Source organism: Streptomyces sp. NPDC002580 (genome assembly GCF_042889485.1).
In the GTDB taxonomy this organism is placed as follows: domain Bacteria; phylum Actinomycetota; class Actinomycetes; order Streptomycetales; family Streptomycetaceae; genus Streptomyces.
The window spans coordinates 325,234-343,728 of sequence record NZ_JBIAQZ010000001.1; the positions used below are offsets into that span (position 1 = coordinate 325,234).

The 18,495-nt window shown below is 71.9% G+C and carries 16 protein-coding genes; 11 read left to right on the top strand and 5 right to left on the bottom strand.

Annotation, left to right across the window (positions count from 1 at the left end):
* Positions 1-38: 38 nt before the first annotated feature.
* Entirely contained in the window at positions 39-1,082 is a 1,044-nt protein-coding gene (locus ACFYW7_RS01390) for a zinc-dependent alcohol dehydrogenase family protein (RefSeq protein ID WP_389496950.1), read from the top strand.
* 117 nt (positions 1,083-1,199) lie between these two features.
* Here ACFYW7_RS01390 and ACFYW7_RS01395 read toward each other — a convergent pair whose 3' ends face one another.
* Together ACFYW7_RS01395 and ACFYW7_RS01400 are read right to left on the bottom strand one after the other, a co-directional pair.
* Entirely contained in the window at positions 1,200-1,400 is a 201-nt protein-coding gene (locus tag ACFYW7_RS01395; RefSeq protein WP_389496951.1) for a helix-turn-helix transcriptional regulator, read from the bottom strand.
* A gap of 225 nt (positions 1,401-1,625) precedes the next feature.
* Positions 1,626-2,603, bottom strand: coding sequence for a sugar phosphate isomerase/epimerase family protein (locus ACFYW7_RS01400; RefSeq protein WP_389496952.1), 978 nt, complete (start codon positions 2,601-2,603; stop codon positions 1,626-1,628).
* A gap of 121 nt (positions 2,604-2,724) precedes the next feature.
* On the opposite strand from ACFYW7_RS01400, the gene iolC reads away from it, so the two are divergent.
* The 6 genes from iolC (at position 2,725) to ACFYW7_RS01430 (ending at position 10,655) form a co-directional block, all read left to right on the top strand.
* A complete protein-coding gene (iolC, locus tag ACFYW7_RS01405) occupies positions 2,725-3,675 on the top strand; it encodes a 5-dehydro-2-deoxygluconokinase (RefSeq protein ID WP_389496953.1) in 951 nt (316 codons plus the stop codon).
* Positions 3,676-3,731: 56 nt separating this feature from the next.
* The gene (locus ACFYW7_RS01410; RefSeq protein ID WP_389498504.1) at positions 3,732-4,613 is read left to right on the top strand and encodes a deoxyribose-phosphate aldolase; all 882 of its coding nucleotides are present in this window, start codon (positions 3,732-3,734) and stop codon (positions 4,611-4,613) included.
* Positions 4,614-4,620: 7 nt separating this feature from the next.
* The gene (iolB, locus tag ACFYW7_RS01415; protein ID WP_389496954.1) at positions 4,621-5,463 is read left to right on the top strand and encodes a 5-deoxy-glucuronate isomerase; all 843 of its coding nucleotides are present in this window, start codon (positions 4,621-4,623) and stop codon (positions 5,461-5,463) included.
* Positions 5,460-7,343 carry a 3D-(3,5/4)-trihydroxycyclohexane-1,2-dione acylhydrolase (decyclizing) gene (gene iolD / locus ACFYW7_RS01420; protein WP_389496955.1) on the top strand — a complete coding sequence of 628 codons (1,884 nt, stop codon included), beginning with the start codon at positions 5,460-5,462 and terminating at the stop codon, positions 7,341-7,343. Before iolB ends, iolD begins: the two co-directional genes overlap by 4 nt.
* A 14-nt stretch (positions 7,344-7,357) precedes the next feature.
* On the top strand, positions 7,358-8,869 hold the full coding sequence (gene mmsA, locus ACFYW7_RS01425) for a CoA-acylating methylmalonate-semialdehyde dehydrogenase (RefSeq protein ID WP_389496956.1): 1,512 nt from the start codon (positions 7,358-7,360) through the stop codon (positions 8,867-8,869).
* 376 nt (positions 8,870-9,245) lie between these two features.
* Positions 9,246-10,655 (top strand): APC family permease, encoded by a 1,410-nt coding sequence (locus ACFYW7_RS01430; protein WP_389496957.1) that lies wholly within the window; start codon positions 9,246-9,248, stop codon positions 10,653-10,655.
* A 37-nt stretch (positions 10,656-10,692) separates the two neighbouring features.
* On the opposite strand, the gene ACFYW7_RS01435 is transcribed toward ACFYW7_RS01430, so the two are convergent.
* Positions 10,693-11,103, bottom strand: coding sequence for a GNAT family N-acetyltransferase (locus ACFYW7_RS01435; RefSeq protein WP_389496958.1), 411 nt, complete (start codon positions 11,101-11,103; stop codon positions 10,693-10,695).
* A 116-nt stretch (positions 11,104-11,219) separates the two neighbouring features.
* Here ACFYW7_RS01435 and ACFYW7_RS01440 point away from each other — a divergent pair, with 116 nt between their 5' ends.
* From ACFYW7_RS01440 to ACFYW7_RS01450, 3 genes are all read left to right on the top strand, one after another.
* Complete coding sequence (locus ACFYW7_RS01440; RefSeq protein ID WP_389496959.1) at positions 11,220-13,904, top strand: alpha/beta fold hydrolase; 2,685 nt, start codon at positions 11,220-11,222, stop codon at positions 13,902-13,904.
* Positions 13,901-14,764, top strand: coding sequence for an ABC transporter permease (locus ACFYW7_RS01445; RefSeq protein WP_389496960.1), 864 nt, complete (start codon positions 13,901-13,903; stop codon positions 14,762-14,764). The genes ACFYW7_RS01440 and ACFYW7_RS01445 overlap by 4 nt, the downstream gene beginning before the upstream one ends.
* Before the next feature lie 161 nt (positions 14,765-14,925).
* A complete protein-coding gene (locus tag ACFYW7_RS01450; RefSeq protein ID WP_389498506.1) occupies positions 14,926-16,542 on the top strand; it encodes a von Willebrand factor type A domain-containing protein in 1,617 nt (538 codons plus the stop codon).
* Between the two features lie 94 nt (positions 16,543-16,636).
* Here ACFYW7_RS01450 and ACFYW7_RS01455 read toward each other — a convergent pair whose 3' ends face one another.
* Entirely contained in the window at positions 16,637-17,044 is a 408-nt protein-coding gene (locus ACFYW7_RS01455) for a rodlin (RefSeq protein ID WP_389496961.1), read from the bottom strand.
* 97 nt (positions 17,045-17,141) lie between these two features.
* Positions 17,142-17,552 (bottom strand): rodlin, encoded by a 411-nt coding sequence (locus ACFYW7_RS01460; protein WP_389496962.1) that lies wholly within the window; start codon positions 17,550-17,552, stop codon positions 17,142-17,144.
* Positions 17,553-18,174: 622 nt separating this feature from the next.
* Here ACFYW7_RS01460 and ACFYW7_RS01465 point away from each other — a divergent pair.
* Positions 18,175-18,432, top strand: coding sequence for a chaplin (locus tag ACFYW7_RS01465; RefSeq protein WP_389496963.1), 258 nt, complete (start codon positions 18,175-18,177; stop codon positions 18,430-18,432).
* Positions 18,433-18,495 lie beyond the last annotated feature (63 nt).

Genomic DNA, 18,495 nt, shown 5'->3' on the forward strand with positions numbered 1-18,495 from the left:
CTCGCGGAAGCTGATTTCCGAGCGGAGGGCGGGAGCCGATGCGGGCAGTGGTGTTCGAGCGGTACGGGGAGCCGGCCGAGGTCCGGGACGTCGCGGACCCGGCGCCCGCGGAACACGGCGTCGTGGTGCGGGTCGAGGCCACGGGCCTGTGCCGGAGCGACTGGCACGGCTGGATGGGCCACGACCCGGACATCACGCTGCCGCACGTGCCGGGGCACGAACTCGCCGGGGTGGTCGAGGCGGCGGGTCCCCGGGTGACCCGCTGGCAGCCCGGCGACCGGGTCACGGTCCCGTTCGTCTGCGCCTGCGGAAGCTGTGCCGCGTGCGCGGCCGGCGACCAGCAGGTGTGCGAGCGCCAGACCCAGCCGGGTTTCACGCACTGGGGCTCGTTCGCCCAGTACGTGACGCTCGATCACGCCGACGTGAACCTGCTGGCGGTGCCGGCGGAGCTGTCCTTCGCGACGGCGGCCTCGCTGGGCTGCCGCTTCGCCACGGCGTTCCGCGCGGTGGTCGCCCAGGGCAGGGTGGCCCCGGGGGAGTGGGTCGCGGTGCACGGCTGCGGTGGCGTGGGTCTCTCGGCGGTGATGATCGCGGCGGCCTCCGGGGCGCGGGTCGTGGCCGTCGACGTGTCACCGGCGGCACTCGACCTCGCGCGGAAGTTCGGCGCGGCGGAATGTGTGGACGCCTCCGTCGTGGCGGACCCGGCGCGGGCGGTCCGCGAACTGACCGGCGGCGGCGCGTACCTGTCGCTGGACGCCCTGGGGTCGCCGGCCACCTGCGCGGCCTCGGTCGACGGTCTGCGCCGTCGCGGCCGGCATGTCCAGGTCGGCCTGCTGCCCTCGCCGACCGGCACCACCCCGGTCCCGATGGCCAGGGTGATCGGTCTCGAACTCGAACTCCTCGGCAGCCACGGAATGGCGGCGCACGCCTATCCGCCCATGCTGGAGATGGTCCGCGCCGGGGTGCTCCGCCCCGACCTGCTCGTGACGTCCACCATCACCCTGGACGCGGCGCCGTCCGCGCTGGCCGCCCTGGGCTCGGCACCCGGTTCGGGGGTGACGGTCATCGAGCCCTGGTGCTGACGGCCGCCGCGGATCGGCGCGTCGGCCCGATGGCGATCGGCTGTCGGGCCCGGCGGGCGGTGCCCCACGCTGCCCCCACCCGGAGGTCGGGCACCGCGAGGCACCGGGCGGGGCGGGTCAGCCCTCTCGGCGGCCCCGGTTTCCCGGTCGGGAGGCGACCCAGGACCGGACGGTGTCGGCGTACCAGTAGGGCTTTCCGGCCTCGATGTGATCCGGCGGCGGCAGCAGCCCGTGTTTTCGGTAGGACCGCACGGTGTCCGGCTGCACCTTGATGTGTGCGGCGATCTCTTTGTACGACCAGAGCCTGCGGTCGGTCATGGGGGCACCTCCCTGCGCGCACCGCGGCGGCGGCCTGGGGCGGCCGTCGGGGGAGCCGGGCGCTGCGCTGGTGATCACAAAGCCTTCGCCCCGTGAACGACGCGGCGCGGGAGAGGGGCAGTGGTTGTCGACCGGGTGTGACGCAAGACCCGCGTATTCGCGACATGTGTGACACAAGGGAGTCTTTTGTGACACGAGTGATGCATTGGAGTCAGGCCCCGCACGTCAGGCTCCGCACGACCTCAGAAACGCCCGGGTGCGCCTGGCGATCGGCAGTGGCTTGTCCGGCGGGCACGGGTACATGTCCTGCTCGACGATCGCGAAGAGTTCGACGCCGAGGTTCTGCGCCGCGGCGAGGACGGGCTCCAGCGCCGGTACACCGGACGGCGGTTCGCACATGACCCCGCGCGCGACGGCGGGCCCGAACGGCACCTCCTCGGCCCGGACCCCGGCCAGCACCAGCGGGTCCACCTGCTTGAGGTGGAGGTACCCGATGCGTTCGCCGTACGTCTCGATGAGTTTGACGCTGTCCCCGCCGCAGTAGGCGTAGTGGCCCGTGTCGAGGCACAGCGACACCAGCGAGGAATCGGTCGCGTCGAGGAAGCGCGTGACGTTCTCCTCGCTGTCGATGTGCGTGTCGGCGTGCGGGTGGACGACGATGCTCAGCCCGTAGCGCTCGCGCACCTCGTGGGCGAGCCGCTCGGTCTGGGCGGTGAGATGGCGCCACTGGGCCGGCGTCAGGGTGCTGTCCTCCAGCACCGCGCCGGTCTTGTCGTCCCGCCAGAAGGACGGGATGACGACGAGATGTCCGGCGCCCATCGCCTGGGTGAGCGCCGCGATGCCCGAGACGTGCGCCCAGGTGGACTCCCAGACGTCGGGGCCCCGGTGCAGCCCCGTGAAGACCGTGCCCGCCGAGACGCCGAGCCCGCGCCGGACGGTCTCCTCCTTGAGGACGTCCGGATCGGTGGGCAGATAGCCGTACGGGCCGAGCTCGATCCACTCGTAGCCCGAGCCGGACACCTCGTCGAGGAAGCGCCGCCAGGGGACCTGCTGGGGATCGTCGGGGAACCAGACGCCCCAGGAGTCGGGAGCCGAACCGATCCGGATGCGCGACAGTGAGGACGGAGGCGACGACCGCGGTGACGACTCAGGTGAGGGATCGGGCCGGGACCGCGGCGATGACTGAGGTGGCAACGACGTCATGGGCGTCAGCTTCCGGCGGCTCCGGAGAGGTGTCAAGACGTCGTCCGAATGTCTGGACAAAACGTTGACAGGCTCCCCGCGCGGCACTAGACCTGGGGGCAGCCGTAGTGAAGGGGACTCGATGGCGTACGAGCTGATCTCCATGGGGCGGATCGGTGTGGACCTCTACCCGTTGCAGACAGGGGTCCCCCTGGCCCGGGTGACGTCCTTCGGCAAGTTCCTCGGCGGCTCGGCCACCAACGTCGCGGTGGCCGCCGCGCGACTCGGACGGCGTACGGCCGTCATCACCCGTACGGGCGCGGATCCCTTCGGCGCGTATCTGCGCGAGGAACTGCGCGGCTTCGGCGTGGACGACCGCTGGGTCACCGAGGTCCCCGGCCTGCCGACCCCCGTCACCTTCTGCGAGATCTTCCCGCCGGACGACTTCCCGCTCTACTTCTACCGGCAGCCCAAGGCGCCCGATCTGGAGATCGGCGCCCATGAACTCGACCTCGACGCCGTGCGCGCCGCCCGGGTGTTCTGGATGACCGGCACCGGGCTGAGCGCGGAGCCGAGCCGCGCGGCCACGCTCGCCGCGCTGGCCCACCGCGACCGGTCCGGCCCGACGGTCTTCGACCTCGACTGGCGTCCCATGTTCTGGAGCGATCCCGCCGCGGCGCGCCCCTTCTACGCGCGGGCCCTGCGCCACGCGACCGTCGCCGTCGGCAATGTCGACGAGGTCGAGATCGCCACGGGCGAGCGCGAACCGCACGCCGCGGCCGCCGCGCTGCTCGAAGCCGGTGTGGAACTCGCCGTGGTGAAACAGGGCCCCAAGGGCGTCCTCGCCGTCCACCGTGACGGCACCTCCGCCGAGGTGCCGCCCCTCCCGGTCACGGTCCTCAACGGCCTCGGCGCGGGAGACGCGTTCGGCGGTTCCCTCTGCCACGGACTGCTGGCCGGCTGGGATCTGGAGCGGGTCATGCGCCACGCGAACGCGGCGGGCGCCATCGTCGCCTCCCGGCTGGAGTGCTCGTCCGCGATGCCGACCACCCGTGAGGTCGAACAGGCACTGGCCGCGGGAGCCGTGCGGTGAGGGCGGGGCACGTCGGGGGAGCCCGCCCCGAACAGGGCGGCGGCGGGCCCGCGTCCGTGCGCGTCGACGTCCCCTCCCTGGTCCGGGTCCGCGCCCGGCACCCCGAGACGATCGCGGAGGCCGCCGCGCGGCGGGTGCGACGGCCGCTCGTCGACGGCTCGGGACGGCTGATGATCGTCGCCGCGGACCACCCGGCACGCGGCGCGCTGGCCGTCGGCGACCGGCCGCTCGCCATGGCGGGCCGCGCCGACCTGCTGGAGCGCCTGTGTCTCGCGCTCTCCCGCCCCGGGGTCGACGGCGTGCTCGCCACCGCCGACATCCTCGACGACCTGCTGCTCCTCGGCGCCCTCGAGGGCAAGGTGGCCATCGGGTCGATGAACCGCGGCGGACTCGCGGGCTCCGCCTTCGAGCTGGACGACCGGTTCACCGGACACCGCCCGGGGGACATCGAGCGGCATGGCCTCGACGCGGGCAAGCTGCTGCTGCGCATCGACTACGACGACCCGGGCTCGCTGCGCACCCTGGAGTCCACCGCCCGGGTGATAGACGAGATGGCCGAGCGGCGACTCCCGGTCTTCGTCGAACCGTTCCTCTGCCGCCGCCGTCCGGACGGTACCCTGCGCAACGATCTGAGTGCCGAGGCCGTCACCAAGTCCATCGCCATCGCCAGCGGCCTGGGCGGCAGTTCGGCGTACACCTGGCTCAAGGTCCCCGTCACCGAGAACCCCGACGACATGGCCCGCGTCATGGAGACCTCCACGCTGCCCGCCGTCCTGCTCGGCGGCGATGTCGGCGAGGACCAGGAGGGTGCGTACGAGAAGTGGCGCGGGGCGCTCCAACTCCCCACCGTGCAGGGCCTGGTGGTGGGCCGTTCGCTGCTGTACCCCGCGGACGGGGACGTCGTCGCGGCCGTGGACACCGCCGTAGGACTTCTGTGAGGGCCGCATGAGTCGTCCGAACAACGGGCTGTACGTCCCTAGGGGCAGCACGGCCGACGCGTACTACGCCCTGGACATCGACCCCGACCGGGCCGGCTGGACCCACAGCAGCCTGCGGATCGTGGAACTGGCACCCGGCGGCACCCACACCTTCACCGCGGGCGACAGCGAGTGGATCGTGCTCCCGCTCGGCGGTGGCTGCACGGTGCGCACCAAGGACGGGATCGAACAGGAAGAGTTCCGACTCCTGGGCAGAGCGAGCGTGTTCGACGGAGTCTCCGACTTCGCGTACGTGCCCCGCGAGGCCCGGGCCCAGATCGCCTCCGGCGCGGGAGGCCGCTTCGCCCTGGCAGGAGCGAAGTGCGAGCGCCGACTCCCCGCTCGCTACGGCCCCGCGCCGGAGGTTCCCGTCGAAGACCGCGGTGACGGCGACTGTGCCCGCCAGGTGCGCAATTTCGCCGCAGCGGACGTCTTCGACTGCGACCGGCTGATCGCCGTGGAGGTGATCACCCCGGGCGGCAACTGGTCCTCGTACCCGCCCCACAAGCACGACGAACACCTGCCCGGCGTCGAATCGGTGCTGGAGGAGATCTACTACTTCGAGATCGACGGACCGAACGGTTTCGGCTATCAGCGCGTGTTCCCCTCCCGTGAGGGCGGTTCGGACGTCCTCGCCGAGGTCCGTACCGGCGATGCCGTCCTCGTCCCCGACGGATGGCACGGTCCGTCCATCGCCCAGCCCGGCCACGCCATGTACTACCTGAACGTCATGGCAGGACCGGGCGGGGACAGGGAGTGGCGGATCCGCTTCCACCCGGGACACGTGAAGAGCACAGGGGGATACCGATGACCTCGACGACGAGGCTGACGGTCGCGCAGGCGCTGGTGCGGTTCCTGGCCGCGCAGTACACGGAGAGGGACGGCGGACGGCAGCGCCTGATCGGCGCCACCTGGGGCATCTTCGGCCACGGGAACGTCGCCGGGATCGGCCAGGCGCTCGTCGAGTACGCCGACGACATGCCCTACCTCCAGGGACGCAACGAACAGGCCATGGTGCACGCCGCGGTCGGCTACGCGCGCCAGTGCGGCCGGCTCTCGACGCACGCCGTGACCACCTCCATCGGACCCGGCGCCACCAACCTCGTCACCGGGGCCGCGCTCGCCACGGTCAACCACCTCCCGGTGCTGCTCCTGCCCGGTGACGTCTTCGCGACCCGCCCCGCCGACCCGGTGCTCCAGCAGCTCGAAGTCCCCTTCGCCGGGGACGTGTCGGTCAACGACTGCCTGCGCCCGGTGTCGAAGTACTTCGACCGGATCACCCGCCCCGAAGCCCTGATCCCGGCGGCCCTCCAGGCGATGCGCGTGCTCACCGACCCCGCCGACACCGGCGCGGTCACGCTCGCGCTGCCCCAGGACGTGCAGGCGGAGGCGTACGACTGGCCCGAGGAGTTCTTCGCCGAGCGGACCTGGGCCGTGCGGCGCCCGGCGCCCGACACCCGTGAACTGGCCGGTGCCGTTCAGGCGATCCTCGGGGCCCGGCGCCCGCTGATCGTCGCCGGCGGCGGTGTGCACCACAGCCGTGCCGAGGAGGCGCTCGCCGAGATCGCCTCGGCCACCCGTGTCCCGGTCGCCTCCACCCAGGCGGGCAAGGGCTCGCTGCGCTGGGACCACCCCCAGGACGTCGGCGGGATCGGCCATACCGGCACGGCGACGGCCGACGAGCTCGCCCGCACCGCGGACCTGGTGATCGGCGTCGGCACCCGCTACACCGACTTCACCACCGCCTCCGGCACCCTGTTCGGCGCGCCGGGCGTCCGTTTCCTCAACCTCAACATCGCCCCGTACGACGGCCACAAGCTCGCCGGCACGCCCCTGATCGCCGACGCGCGCGCCGGTCTCGAAGCCCTCACCGAGGCGCTGCTCGTGCACGGGCACCGCGTCGAGCCGGCGTACGTCATGGAGTACACGGGCGACAAGGAGCGCTGGGAGCACCGCGTCGACGCGGCCTACGAGGCCGGGGACGCCGACCTCCGGCCCACCCAGCCGCAGGTCCTCGGTGTCCTCGACGAGCTGGTCACCGAGGACGACATCCTGATCAACGCGGCCGGCTCGCTCCCCGGCGACCTGCACAAGCTGTGGCGGGCGCGGTCGCGGGACCAGTACCACGTCGAATACGGCTACTCGTGCATGGGCTACGAGATCCCGGCCGCGATCGGCGTACGGATGGCGGCCCCGGACCGGCCCGTGTGGGCGCTGGTCGGCGACGGCACGTACCTGATGATGCCGACCGAGATCGTCACCGCCGTCCAGGAGGGTGTCGCGATCAAGGTGATCATCCTCCAGAACCACGGGTACGCCTCGATCGGCGGCCTCTCCGAGTCCGTGGGCGCCGAGCGGTACGGCACGGCGTACCGCCACCGCGCGGACGACCGCAGGTACACGGGGGCGCCGCTGCCGGTGGATCTCGCGGCCAACGCGGCCAGCCTGGGCATGCGGGTCCTTCGCGCGAAGACCGTCCGTGACCTGCGGGCCGCCCTGGCCGAGGCACGCGGCGCGGACACTCCCACTTGTGTCTATGTGGAGACCGAAACGGCAGACAGAGTGTCGGGCGCGCCCCCGGCCCAAGCCTGGTGGGATGTACCTGTGGCCGAGACCGCGACCCGATCGTCGGCGGTCGAGGCACGTGAGGAGTACGACCGGCACGCCGCCGCCCGTCGCCGCCATCTGTGAAGGAGTTACTGGCCATGACGAAGACCGTCGACCACTGGATCGGTGGCAAGCCCGTCGGGAACGCCGCGGGCGCGTCGGGTACCTACGGGCCGGTCACCGACCCGGCGACCGGCGCCGTGACCACGCGGGTCGCGTTCGCGAGTGTCGACGAGGTCGACGCCGCGGTCGCCGCCGCGAAGGACGCGTACGCGACGTGGGGCCGGTCCTCGCTGGCCAGGCGGACCACGATCCTCTTCAAGTTCCGCGCGCTGCTCGACGCGAACCGGGACGCGATCGCCGAGCTGATCACCGCCGAGCACGGCAAGGTGCACTCGGACGCGCTCGGCGAGGTCGCGCGCGGTCTGGAGATCGTCGACCTGGCGTGCGGGATCACCACGCAGCTCAAGGGCGAGCTGTCGACCGAGGTGGCCTCCCGGGTCGACGTGGCCTCGATCCGCCAGCCGCTCGGCGTCGTCGCGGGCATCACACCGTTCAACTTCCCGGCGATGGTCCCGATGTGGATGTTCCCGATCGCCATCGCCTGCGGCAACACCTTCGTGCTCAAGCCGTCGGAGAAGGACCCCTCGGCCGCCATGAAGCTCGCCGAGCTGCTGGCCGAGGCCGGTCTGCCCGACGGCGTCTTCAACGTGGTGCACGGTGACAAGGTGGCCGTCGACCGTCTCCTGGAGCACCCGGACGTCGCCGCGGTGTCCTTCGTGGGCTCGACGCCGATCGCCCGCCACATCCACACCACCGCCGCCGCGAACCACAAGCGGGTCCAGGCCCTGGGCGGCGCCAAGAACCACATGCTGGTCCTCCCCGACGCCGACCTGGACGCGGCGGCCGACGCCGCCGTCTCCGCCGCGTACGGCTCGGCCGGTGAGCGCTGCATGGCGATCTCCGCGGTCGTCGCCGTCGGTTCCATCGGCGACGAGCTGGTGGCCAAGATCCGTGAGCGCGCCGAGAAGATCAAGATCGGCCCCGGCAACGACCCGGCGTCCGAGATGGGCCCGCTCATCACGGCCGCCCACCGCGACAAGGTGGCGTCGTACGTGAAGGGCGCAGCCGACCAGGGCTCCGAGGTCGTCCTCGACGGCACGGGCTACACGGTCGAGGGCCACGAGGACGGCCACTGGATCGGTCTCTCCCTCCTGGACCACGTGCCGGTGACGGCGGACGCGTACAAGGACGAGATCTTCGGCCCGGTGCTGTGCGTGCTGCGCGTGGACACCTACGACGAGGGCGTGGCGCTGATCAACGCGTCGCCCTTCGGCAACGGCACCGCGATCTTCACCCGGGACGGCGGCGCGGCCCGCCGCTTCCAGCTGGAGATCGAGGCGGGCATGGTCGGCGTGAACGTGCCGATCCCGGTGCCCGTGGGCTACCACTCCTTCGGCGGCTGGAAGGACTCCCTCTTCGGGGACCACCACATCTACGGCAACGACGGCACGCACTTCTACACCCGCGGCAAGGTCGTCACCACCCGCTGGCCGGACCCGTCCGAGGCCCCGGAGGGCGTCGACCTGGGCTTCCCGCGCAACCACTGAGACCCCGCCGAACCACCCCGGGAAGCCGTCCGCTATGCGGACGGCTTCCCGTCTTTTTTGACGCCCTCACAACGATTCCCGTTTGACGGGATCAACCGGGTGACGCAGGCAACTCATCGATATGACAGAGGAAAGCAAGGTAACGGTCCGCTGGATCTTGATGATTGCAACAGAGTGACGTCACGGCCTGGGAAAGTGCTGTGACGTGCGTCGCTCCGCCCTTGCGGATTCCGTAGGTAAACGGCCATTGACGCAACGGTTTCCGTCAAGGTTCCATCAGCGCGGGAGCGGACGAGAAGGACCACGACGCGAGCCGCCGGAGGCGATAGCGCTCCCGCCCGAACCACCTGACGCACGAGTCGATCGGAACCGCTTCATGACCGACACGCTCCGCCCCGTAGAGACCGCCGTCCTGGACACAGCCCCCGCGGACACGGGGAACCCCCAGCAGCTCAAGCGCTCCATCGGCGTCGTCGGCGGCACCCTGCTGACCCTCTCGTGCGTGACACCCGCGTCGACCCTGTTCGTCGTGGTCCCCGACCTGTTCTCCTCCCTCGGCACGGCGACCGCGCTGACCATCGCGATCGGCTCGCTCCTCTGCGTCGCCGTCGCCTTCTGCTACTCGGAGCTGGGCACCCTCATCCCCAGCGCGGGCGGCGAGTACGCCATGGTGTCGACGATGGCCGGACGCCTCGCCGGCTGGCTCGTCTTCGTGCTCTCCCTGCTGGTCGTCATGATCGTCCCGCCGGTGATCGCGATCGGCACGGCCGACTACCTCGCGCCGATCGTGCACCTCGACCCGGCGATGACCGGCGCCGGCGTGATGCTCCTCGCCACCCTCGCCGGCCTCCTCGACCTGCGCGCCAACGCCTGGATCACCGGCATCTTCCTGGTCCTGGAGGTCATCGCCGCCGGTGTCGTGGCCCTCCTCGGCTTCACCCACAGCCACCGCGGCCTCGACAGCCTCACCTCGATGCAGGTGACCGGCCCCAGCGGACACACGGACACCGTGACGGCCATGCTGATCGTCTCCGGACTCGCCATCGCCCTCTTCATCACCCAGGGCTTCTCGACGGCCGTCTACCTCTCCGAGGAACTGGAGAACCCCCGCCGCAACGTCGCCCGTACGGTCCTGGCCACCCTCGCCATCTCCACGGTGATCATCCTGGTCCCGGTCGTCGCCATCACCCTCGGCGCCTCCGACATCGGCCAGCTCACCGAGGGCGACCTCGGCTCCATGGTCACCGCCTGGTCCAACTCCGCCGTCGGCACCTTCGTCAGCCTCTGCGTGGCCCTCGCGATCATCAACGCGGGCATCGTCATGGTCATCCAGAACTCCCGCGTCCTGTTCGCCTCGGCCCGCGACAAGGCCTGGCCCGAGCCGGTCAACCACGTCTTCTCCAAGCTCGGCCGCTTCGGCTCCCCCTGGGTCGCCACGCTCGCGGTCGGGGTCCCCGGCGCGCTGCTCTGCTTCGTCGACCTGGACACCCTGTACGGCGTCACGGGCGTCTCCGTGACGGCCATGTACCTGCTCGTCGCGGTCGCCGCACTGCTCTGCCGCCGCGGCGCCCACAAGCACACGCAGGCTTGGCGCATGCCGCTGTGGCCCGGCGTGCCGGTCCTCCTGATCGCGGTCCTCGCGTACGTCCTCAGCCGGCAGGAGACCGGCTACCTCCTGTGGACCGGCGGCATCACCGCCGTCGCCACCCTCTACTGGGCCCTCTACCTGCGCCCGCGCCGCGACACCCGCTGGCTGGTGTCGATCCCCGAGGACGCGCAGGCCTGACCGCCCGCCCCGCCGGGGTGGTACCGCCGAAGGGGCCTCAGCCGAAGTCCCACGTCACCACCGTGCACGTCCCGTCGTCCTCGCCACCCGCGTCGCGGTAGGTGGCGAGGGCGACGTCGTTCCCCGTGTCCACCCCCACCCACATCCCGTAGCAGCCGCGCTCCCGTGCCAGGGAGGCGAGTTCACGGATCAGCGCCCGCCCGGTGCCCCGCCGCCGGAACCCCTCGGCCACCGCCAGCTCGTACAGGAACATCTCGGCGCCCTTGTCCGGGTGGACCGTCTCCACGCCGCTGACGAAGCCGACGGGAACCTCGCCCTCGTAGGCCAGGAACAGATGGTGGCCCTGGGCGTCCAGGAACCGCCGGGCCCACTCGGGACGCACGGGACGGTCGAAGAGGTACTCGGCGGCGGTCAGTTCCCCGACCGTGGTGGCGCGGCGCAGCTCCATGGGGCGTTCGTACCACGGACGCGGTACGCGCAACCCGTGTCGTACTCCCGTGGGAGGTCGACGGGTTCACCCCGGGGGCTGCACCGCTTGTCCGAGGGCGCCCGTACCGTTGAGGCATGGATCTTCGACTGCCCCGGCCGCGCGGGCCGCGCCGGGAGCGACTCCCCGCTCGCACGACGGCGCGAGCCCGCGGGAGACGGGCGGCCGCAGGCGCGGCCGTCCTGCTGCTCGCCGGCGCGGGCACCTGGACGGCCGCCGCCTCCGGCGACGCCCCCGCCGTGCACCGCGCCGACCGCGTCATGACCACGGACGGCGGGGTACGGATCGACACCTCGTACTTCACCGCGGGCCCCTCCTCGTCCCGCCGCCCCGCCGTCCTGCTCGCGCACGGCTTCGGCGGCAGCAAGACCGACGTCCGCGGCGAGGCCGAGGAACTCGCCCGCGACGGGTACGCGGTGCTGACCTGGTCCGCGCGCGGCTTCGGCGAGTCCACCGGCAGGATCGGACTGAACGACCCCGACGGCGAGGTCGCCGACGTCTCCCGGCTCGTCGACTGGCTGGCGAAGCGCCCCGAGGTCCGGCTCGACGCGAGCGGCGACCCGCGCGTGGGCGTGGCCGGCGCCTCGTACGGCGGGGCGGTCTCCCTGCTGGCCGCCGCGAACGACCCGCGCGTCGACGCCATCGCCCCGTCGATCACCTACTGGAACCTGGCGGACGCCCTGTTCCCGAACGGTGTCTTCAAGAAGGTCTGGGCCGGCCTCTTCATCAACTCCGGCGGCGGCTGCGACCGGTTCGAGGACGAACTGTGCGCGATGTACAACCGGGTCGCGGAGTCCGGGAAGCCGGACGCGGCCGCGACGAAACTGCTCCAGGAGCGCAGCCCGTCCGCCGTCGGCGACCGCATCAAGGTGCCCACCCTCATCACCCAGGGCCAGACCGACTCCCTCTTCCCGCTCGGCCAGGCCGACGAGATGGCCGAGGCCATCAAGGCCAACGGCGCACCCGTGGACGTCGACTGGATCTCCGGCGGCCACGACGGCGGCGACCGGGAGACGGACCGCGTCACCTCCCGGGTCGGCTCCTGGTTCGACCGCTACCTGAAGGACGACAAGGGCGCCGACACCGGCCCGGCCTTCCGCGTCACCCGCACCGGAGGCATCGACTCCACCGACGGCGCCGCCCAGCTGCGCGGCGCGAGCGCGGACACCTACCCCGGGCTGGAGAGCGGCCGGCACGCCGTCCCGCTGGCCGGCCGCGAACAGGACTTCCAGAACCCGGCGGGCGCCAGCCCACCCGCCATCTCGGCCCTGCCCGGCCTCGGCGGCACGGGCGGCCTCACCCAGCTCTCCTCCCTCGGCGTCGGCGTCTCCCTCGACTTCCCCGGCCAGTACGCCCGCTTCGAGTCCGCGCCCCTGCGCGACGACCTGCGGATCACCGGCTCGCCGACCGTGACGGTGCGCGTCGCGTCGAGCACCGGCGACGCCGTCCTCTTCGGGAAGGTGTACGACGTCGGCCCGGGCGGCACCCAGCAGGTGCTGCCCTCCCAGCTCGTCACCCCCTTCCGCGTGGAGGACGCGAAGACCGGCGAGGACGTACGCGTCACCCTGCCCGCCGTCGACCACGAGGTCCGGAAGGGCCACCGGCTGCGCCTGGTCCTCGCCTCGACGGATCTCGGCTACGCGTCCCCGGCCGCCCCGGCGACGTACACCGTCTCCCTGGGCAGCGACCTCCAGGTGCCGACGGCCCCCGGGGTGAGGACCGCCGCCACGTCGCTGCCCTCCTGGGTGTGGTGGCTGCCGCTCACCGGCGCGCTCGCAGCCCTGGCCCTGCTGGTCACCGGCCGCCGCCGCACGAGCGCCCCGGCGCCCGACCCCGAACTGTCCGAGGTCCCGCTCCGGATCACCGGCCTGAGCAAGCGCTACGCCAGGTCGGCCGACCGGTACGCGGTACGGGAGCTGTCGTTCCAGGTGGAGAAGGGCCAGGTCCTCGGCCTGCTCGGCCCGAACGGCGCGGGCAAGACGACCACCCTGCGCATGCTCATGGGCCTCATCGAACCCGACGAGGGCGGGATCCGCGTCTTCGGACACGCGATCCGTCCGGGAGCCCCGGTCCTCTCCCGGGTCGGCGCCTTCGTCGAGGGCGCGGGCTTCCTCCCGCACCTCTCCGGCCGCGAGAACCTGGAGCTGTACTGGCGGGCCACCGGCCGTCCCTCCGCGGACGCCCACCTGGAGGAGGCCCTGGAGATCGCCGGACTCGGCGACGCCCTCGCCCGCGCGGTCCGCACCTACTCCCAGGGCATGCGCCAGCGCCTCGCCATCGCCCAGGCCATGCTCGGACTCCCGGACCTGCTGATCCTGGACGAACCCACCAACGGCCTCGACCCGCCACAGATCCGCGAGATGCGCGAGGTCATGATCCGGTACGCCGCGGCGGGCCGCACGGTCATCGTCTCCAGCCACCTCCTCGCCGAGGTGGAGCAGTCCTGCACCCACCTGGTGGTCATGGACCGCGGCCGGCTCGTCCAGGCGGGCCCGGTGTCCGAGATCATCGGCTCCGGCGACACCCTGCTCGTCGGCACCGAATCGCCCGTCGAGGGACCGGTCGTCGAGAAGGTGGGCGCACTGCCGGGGGTGACCTCGGCCGTCGCGACCGACGGCGGACTGCTGGTCCGCCTCGACGCCGACGGCAGCGCACGGGACCTGGTCGTCGAACTCGTGCGCCTCGAAGTACCGGTGGCGTCGGTGGGCCCCCACCGCCGTCTGGAAGACGCGTTCCTCACCCTGATCGGAGGCTCCGCATGAGCACGCTTCTCGAGCGGACCGAGACCGCGGACGGGTACCGGGCGCGCCACACCCTGCCGCTGCGCGTCGAGCTGCTGCGCCAGCTGAAGCGCCGCCGCACCCTGGTGATGGGGGCGGTCCTCGCGGTCCTGCCCCTCGTCCTGCTCGCGGCGTTCACCATCGGCGGCCAACCGGGCGCCCGCAACGGCCGGATCACCCTGCTGGACACGGCCACCGCGTCCGGTGCCAACTTCGCCGCGGTGAACCTGTTCGTCTCGGCGGGCTTCCTGCTGGTGATCCCGGTCGCGCTGTTCTGCGGCGACACCGTCGCCTCCGAGGCGAGCTGGTCCTCCCTGCGCTATCTGCTCGCGGCCCCCGTGCCCAGAGCCCGGCTGCTGTGGTCCAAACTCGCCGTCGCGCTCGGCCTCAGCCTCGCGGCGATGGTCCTGCTGCCGGTCGTCGCCCTGCTCGTGGGCACCGCCGCCTACGGCTGGGGCCCGCTGGAGATCCCCACCGGAGGAGCGCTCTCCGCGGGCACCGCCGCCCAGCGGCTGCTCGTGGTGATCGTGTACATCTTCGTGTCCCAACTGGTCACCGCGGGACTCGCGTTCTGGCTGTCGACGAAGACGGACGCCCCCCTCGGCGCGGTCGGCGGCGCGGTCGGCCTGACCATCGTGGGCAACGTGCTCGACGCGGTCACCGCGCTCGGTCACTGGCGCGACTTCCTGCCCGCCCACTGGCAGTTCGCCTGGGCCGACGCCGTCCAGCCGACCATGGAGTGGGGAGGGATGATCCAGGGCGCGGCCGTTTCGGTGACGTACGCGCTCGTCCTGTTCGCCCTGGCCTTCCGCGGGTTCGCGCGCAAGGACATCGTGTCGTAGGGGTCTCCGGAGGGTCACCCACCGGTCTCGGCGGCCCCTCGTCGTGGCCGCTTCGAGATCGTTCCGCAACGCTCCCGAGCGCACATTCCGGCCCCCTCGGCCGTCACAGTCACACATGCCGGCCCACACGAGGGCCGTAAGCCGAGGGGGCACAGATGGGGATGCACGACGAACGGACGGCGGCCGCCGCGGGCCGCCCGGGCGGGGGCGGCCGGACGGCGGGCCGCCGAAGGCTCGGCGGGTCGCTGCTCGCCCTGACGGTGGCGGGCGCGGTGCTGCTCACCGGATGCGGCGCGGGCAGCGGGAGCAACTCCTCGGACAGCGCCGACAAGTCCGGCGGGAAGAACCTCCCGCTGCCGGCCCCCGTCCAGCCGTCGGGCGGCACGGACGAGGGCGACCGGCAGGGCGAACAGTCGGACGCTCCCGTCGCTCCGTCCCCCGACTACCTCTCCACCTTCGCCCTCGACGTGGACACCGCCTCCTACGGCTACGCCCGCCGGGAACTCGCGGACGGCCACGCCCCCGACCCCTCGACGATCCGGCCCGAGGAGTTCGTCAACAGCTTCCGGCAGGACTACGAACGTCCGGACGGCAACGGCTTCTCGGTCACCGTCGACGGCGCCCGCACCGGCGACGACCGCTGGTCCCTCGTCCGGGTCGGCCTCGCCACCCGCGCCGCCGAGAAGGAGAGCGAACGCCCGCCCGCGGCCCTCACCTTCGTCATCGACATCTCGGGTTCCATGTCCGAGCCGGGCCGCCTCGACCTGGCCCGGGAGTCCCTCGACGTGATGACGGACCGGCTGCGCGACGACGACTCGGTCGCCCTGGTCACCTTCAGCGCCGAGGCCGAGACCGTCCTGCCGATGACCCGGCTCGGCGACCACCGCGAACGCGTGCACCGGGCGATCGACCGGCTGGAGCCCACCGACTCCACCAACCTCGGCGCGGGCGTGCGGACCGGCTACGCGACCGCCGTGGAGGGACTGCGCGAGGGTGCCACCAACCGGGTCGTCCTGATCTCCGACGCCCTCGCCAACACCGGTGACACGGACGCGGACAGCATCCTCGAACGGATCTCCGACGCCCGCCGTGAGCACGGCATCACGCTCTTCGGTGTCGGCGTGGGCAGCGAGTATGGCGACGCCCTCATGGAGCGCCTCGCCGACAAGGGCGACGGCCACACGACGTACGTCTCCACCCGCGACGACGCCCTCACCGTCTTCTGCGACCAGCTTCCGCGGAACATCGACCTCACGGCACGCGACGCCAAGGCGCAGGTCGCCTTCGACCCGGAGACGGTCGAGCAGTTCCGGCTGATCGGCTACGACAACCGCAAGGTCGCCGACGAGGACTTCCGGAACGACCGGGTGGACGGCGGCGAGGTGGGCCCCGGCCACACGGTCACCGCGCTGTACGCCGTCCGCACCCGCCCCGGCGCCGCAGGCCATCTCGCCACCGCGACCGTCCGCTGGCTCGACCCCGACTCCCGGGTCCCGCACGAGGAGTACGGCCGCCTGGAGACCGGCTCGCTCGGCGGCGACGTCTGGACCTCCCCCCGGACCTTCCAGGTCACCGCCGTGGCCGCCTACTTCGCCGACGCCCTGCGCTCGGGCGACGCCCGCTGGAGCTCGCTGCCCGGTGGCCTCCCGCTGGCCCGGCTGGCCTCCCGCGCCCGTGATCTGGCGAACGGGACCGAGGACCGGGACGTCTCGACCCTCGCCACCGCGATCGGCCAGGCCGACGACCTGCACGTCTGCGGCGCGGGCTGCGACGGGTAGCCGCCCGACGGGACGCGGGGCGGGGATCCGCACCGGACACACGAGACGGCGGGCCGCTCCGGGGAGCGGCCCGCCGTTCGTGGTGCCCGAGCGGTCAGCTGCGGCTGGCGCCGTTGCCGGAGAGGACGGGGATGTTGTCCAGGATGTGCGAGAGCGGCTCGTCGCCCTTGGCCTGGGTGGAGTTCTCGGTGCACTGCTGGTTCTGCGGGGCGGACAGGACGGGGACGTCCTGGACGCCGATCGGCGTCAGGCCGGCCAGGCTCTGGGCGTTGAGCTTGGCCGGGAGGCCGACGCAGGGCTTGTTCAGGGAACCCTGGACGAGCCCGAGCTGGGGGCTCATGTCACCGTGGGTCGCCTGGTTGCCGTACTTCTGGACGGAACCGTTGCCGTTGGCGGTGGTGACGCCCTCGTCGTTGCCGATGGCGAGGGCCTGGGGCGCGGCGGCCGCCGCGGCACCCACGAGGGAAGCGGCGATGGCCGCGGTCGCCCAGAGCTTCTTCATGGTCGGTCTTCTGCCCTTTCGGAGAGCGGACTCCGAACGGAGCCGCTTCGTGATCACGGTGCTGCGGGTGTGTGGTGGAGGACGTTCCCCGGACGGGTCAGCTGCGGCTGGCGCCGTTGCCGGAGAGGACGGGGATGTTGTCCAGGATGTGCGAGAGCGGCTCGTCGCCCTTGGCCTGGGTGGAGTTCTCGGTGCACTGCTGGTTCTGCGGGGCGGACAGGACGGGGACGTCCTGGACGCCGATCGGCGTCGCGCCGACCAGGCTCTGGGCGTTGAGCTTGGCCGGGAGGCCGACGCAGGGCTTGTTCAGGGAACCCTGGACGAGCGCCATCTGCGGGCTCATGGTGCCGTACGTGGCCTGGTTTCCGTAGATCTGCGCGGCGCCGTTGCCGTTGGCGGTGGTGACGCCGCCGTCGTTCCCGATGGCCAGCGCCTGAGGCGCGGCGGCGGCCGAGACTCCGACGACCGAAGCGGCGATCGCCGCGGCAGCCATAACCTTCTTGATCACGTACTGATCCCTTCTGGATAAACCCCGTCCACCGGAGCGAACTGGACAACTGGGCCCGGGATGCATAGTTGCTGCGGTTCACCCCGATGGCCCCTGTGGGTGGCGTGTCGGTCCCCTTCCTGGTCCGGAGGTTCCAGGAATGCGGGCGGAGGGGTCAGCCCGATCGGGTGATGTCGCGCAGTCGATTCCGTCGACTCCGATTTTCCGATATGAGGCGGAGGGTGGAACGGGACGCGGGGTTCCCCGGGAGAACCGTGCCCGGACCGTCGGCCGAGTCGGCCTCTGAGCAGCGGCGAAGACCGCGGCCGACCCTCCGCCCCCGGCTCGGGGCGGCGCGCCGGGTTCGAACTGACGCCCCGGGCCGCGCACCCCGTTCCCGTCGTTTGTCTGAATTACATTTCTGTCGGGTTGACATTCCCTGACGGTGAAACGCTTCTCTTCCGGAAGGAGCGTTTCTGCTGTTGTGGAGTTTCCGTGTCGATTCGGTACGGGGCGATTCGAGTGAATTCCCAATTGGCCTACGGTTCACAGTTTCTTGGGTCGTCGGTCCGTCGTTTACAGCCCGCAGGTCATGGCGCGAGCCGCTCAGCTGTGCTCGCTCGGCCTCGGCCGACAAAGGGGCATGACCGCAGAGAAGGGAAAGCACGTGAAGCACAAGAAGAGCGCTGCTGTCGTCGCCGGAGCGATCATGGCCCTGGGCATGGGTGCCCCGGCCTTCGCGGACTCAGGTGCGAAGGGTGTCGCCGCTCACTCTCCCGGTGTCCTCTCGGGCAACGTGATCCAGCTCCCGATCCACATCCCCGTCAACGTGTGCGGCAACACGGTCAGCGTCATCGGTCTGCTGAACCCGGCGATCGGCAACCGCTGCTCCAACCACTGACCCCTCGGCACTTCGGCCTCCGGCTGTGCCACGGCCGGCCTTGGACCGCCTCCGCGGCCTCGA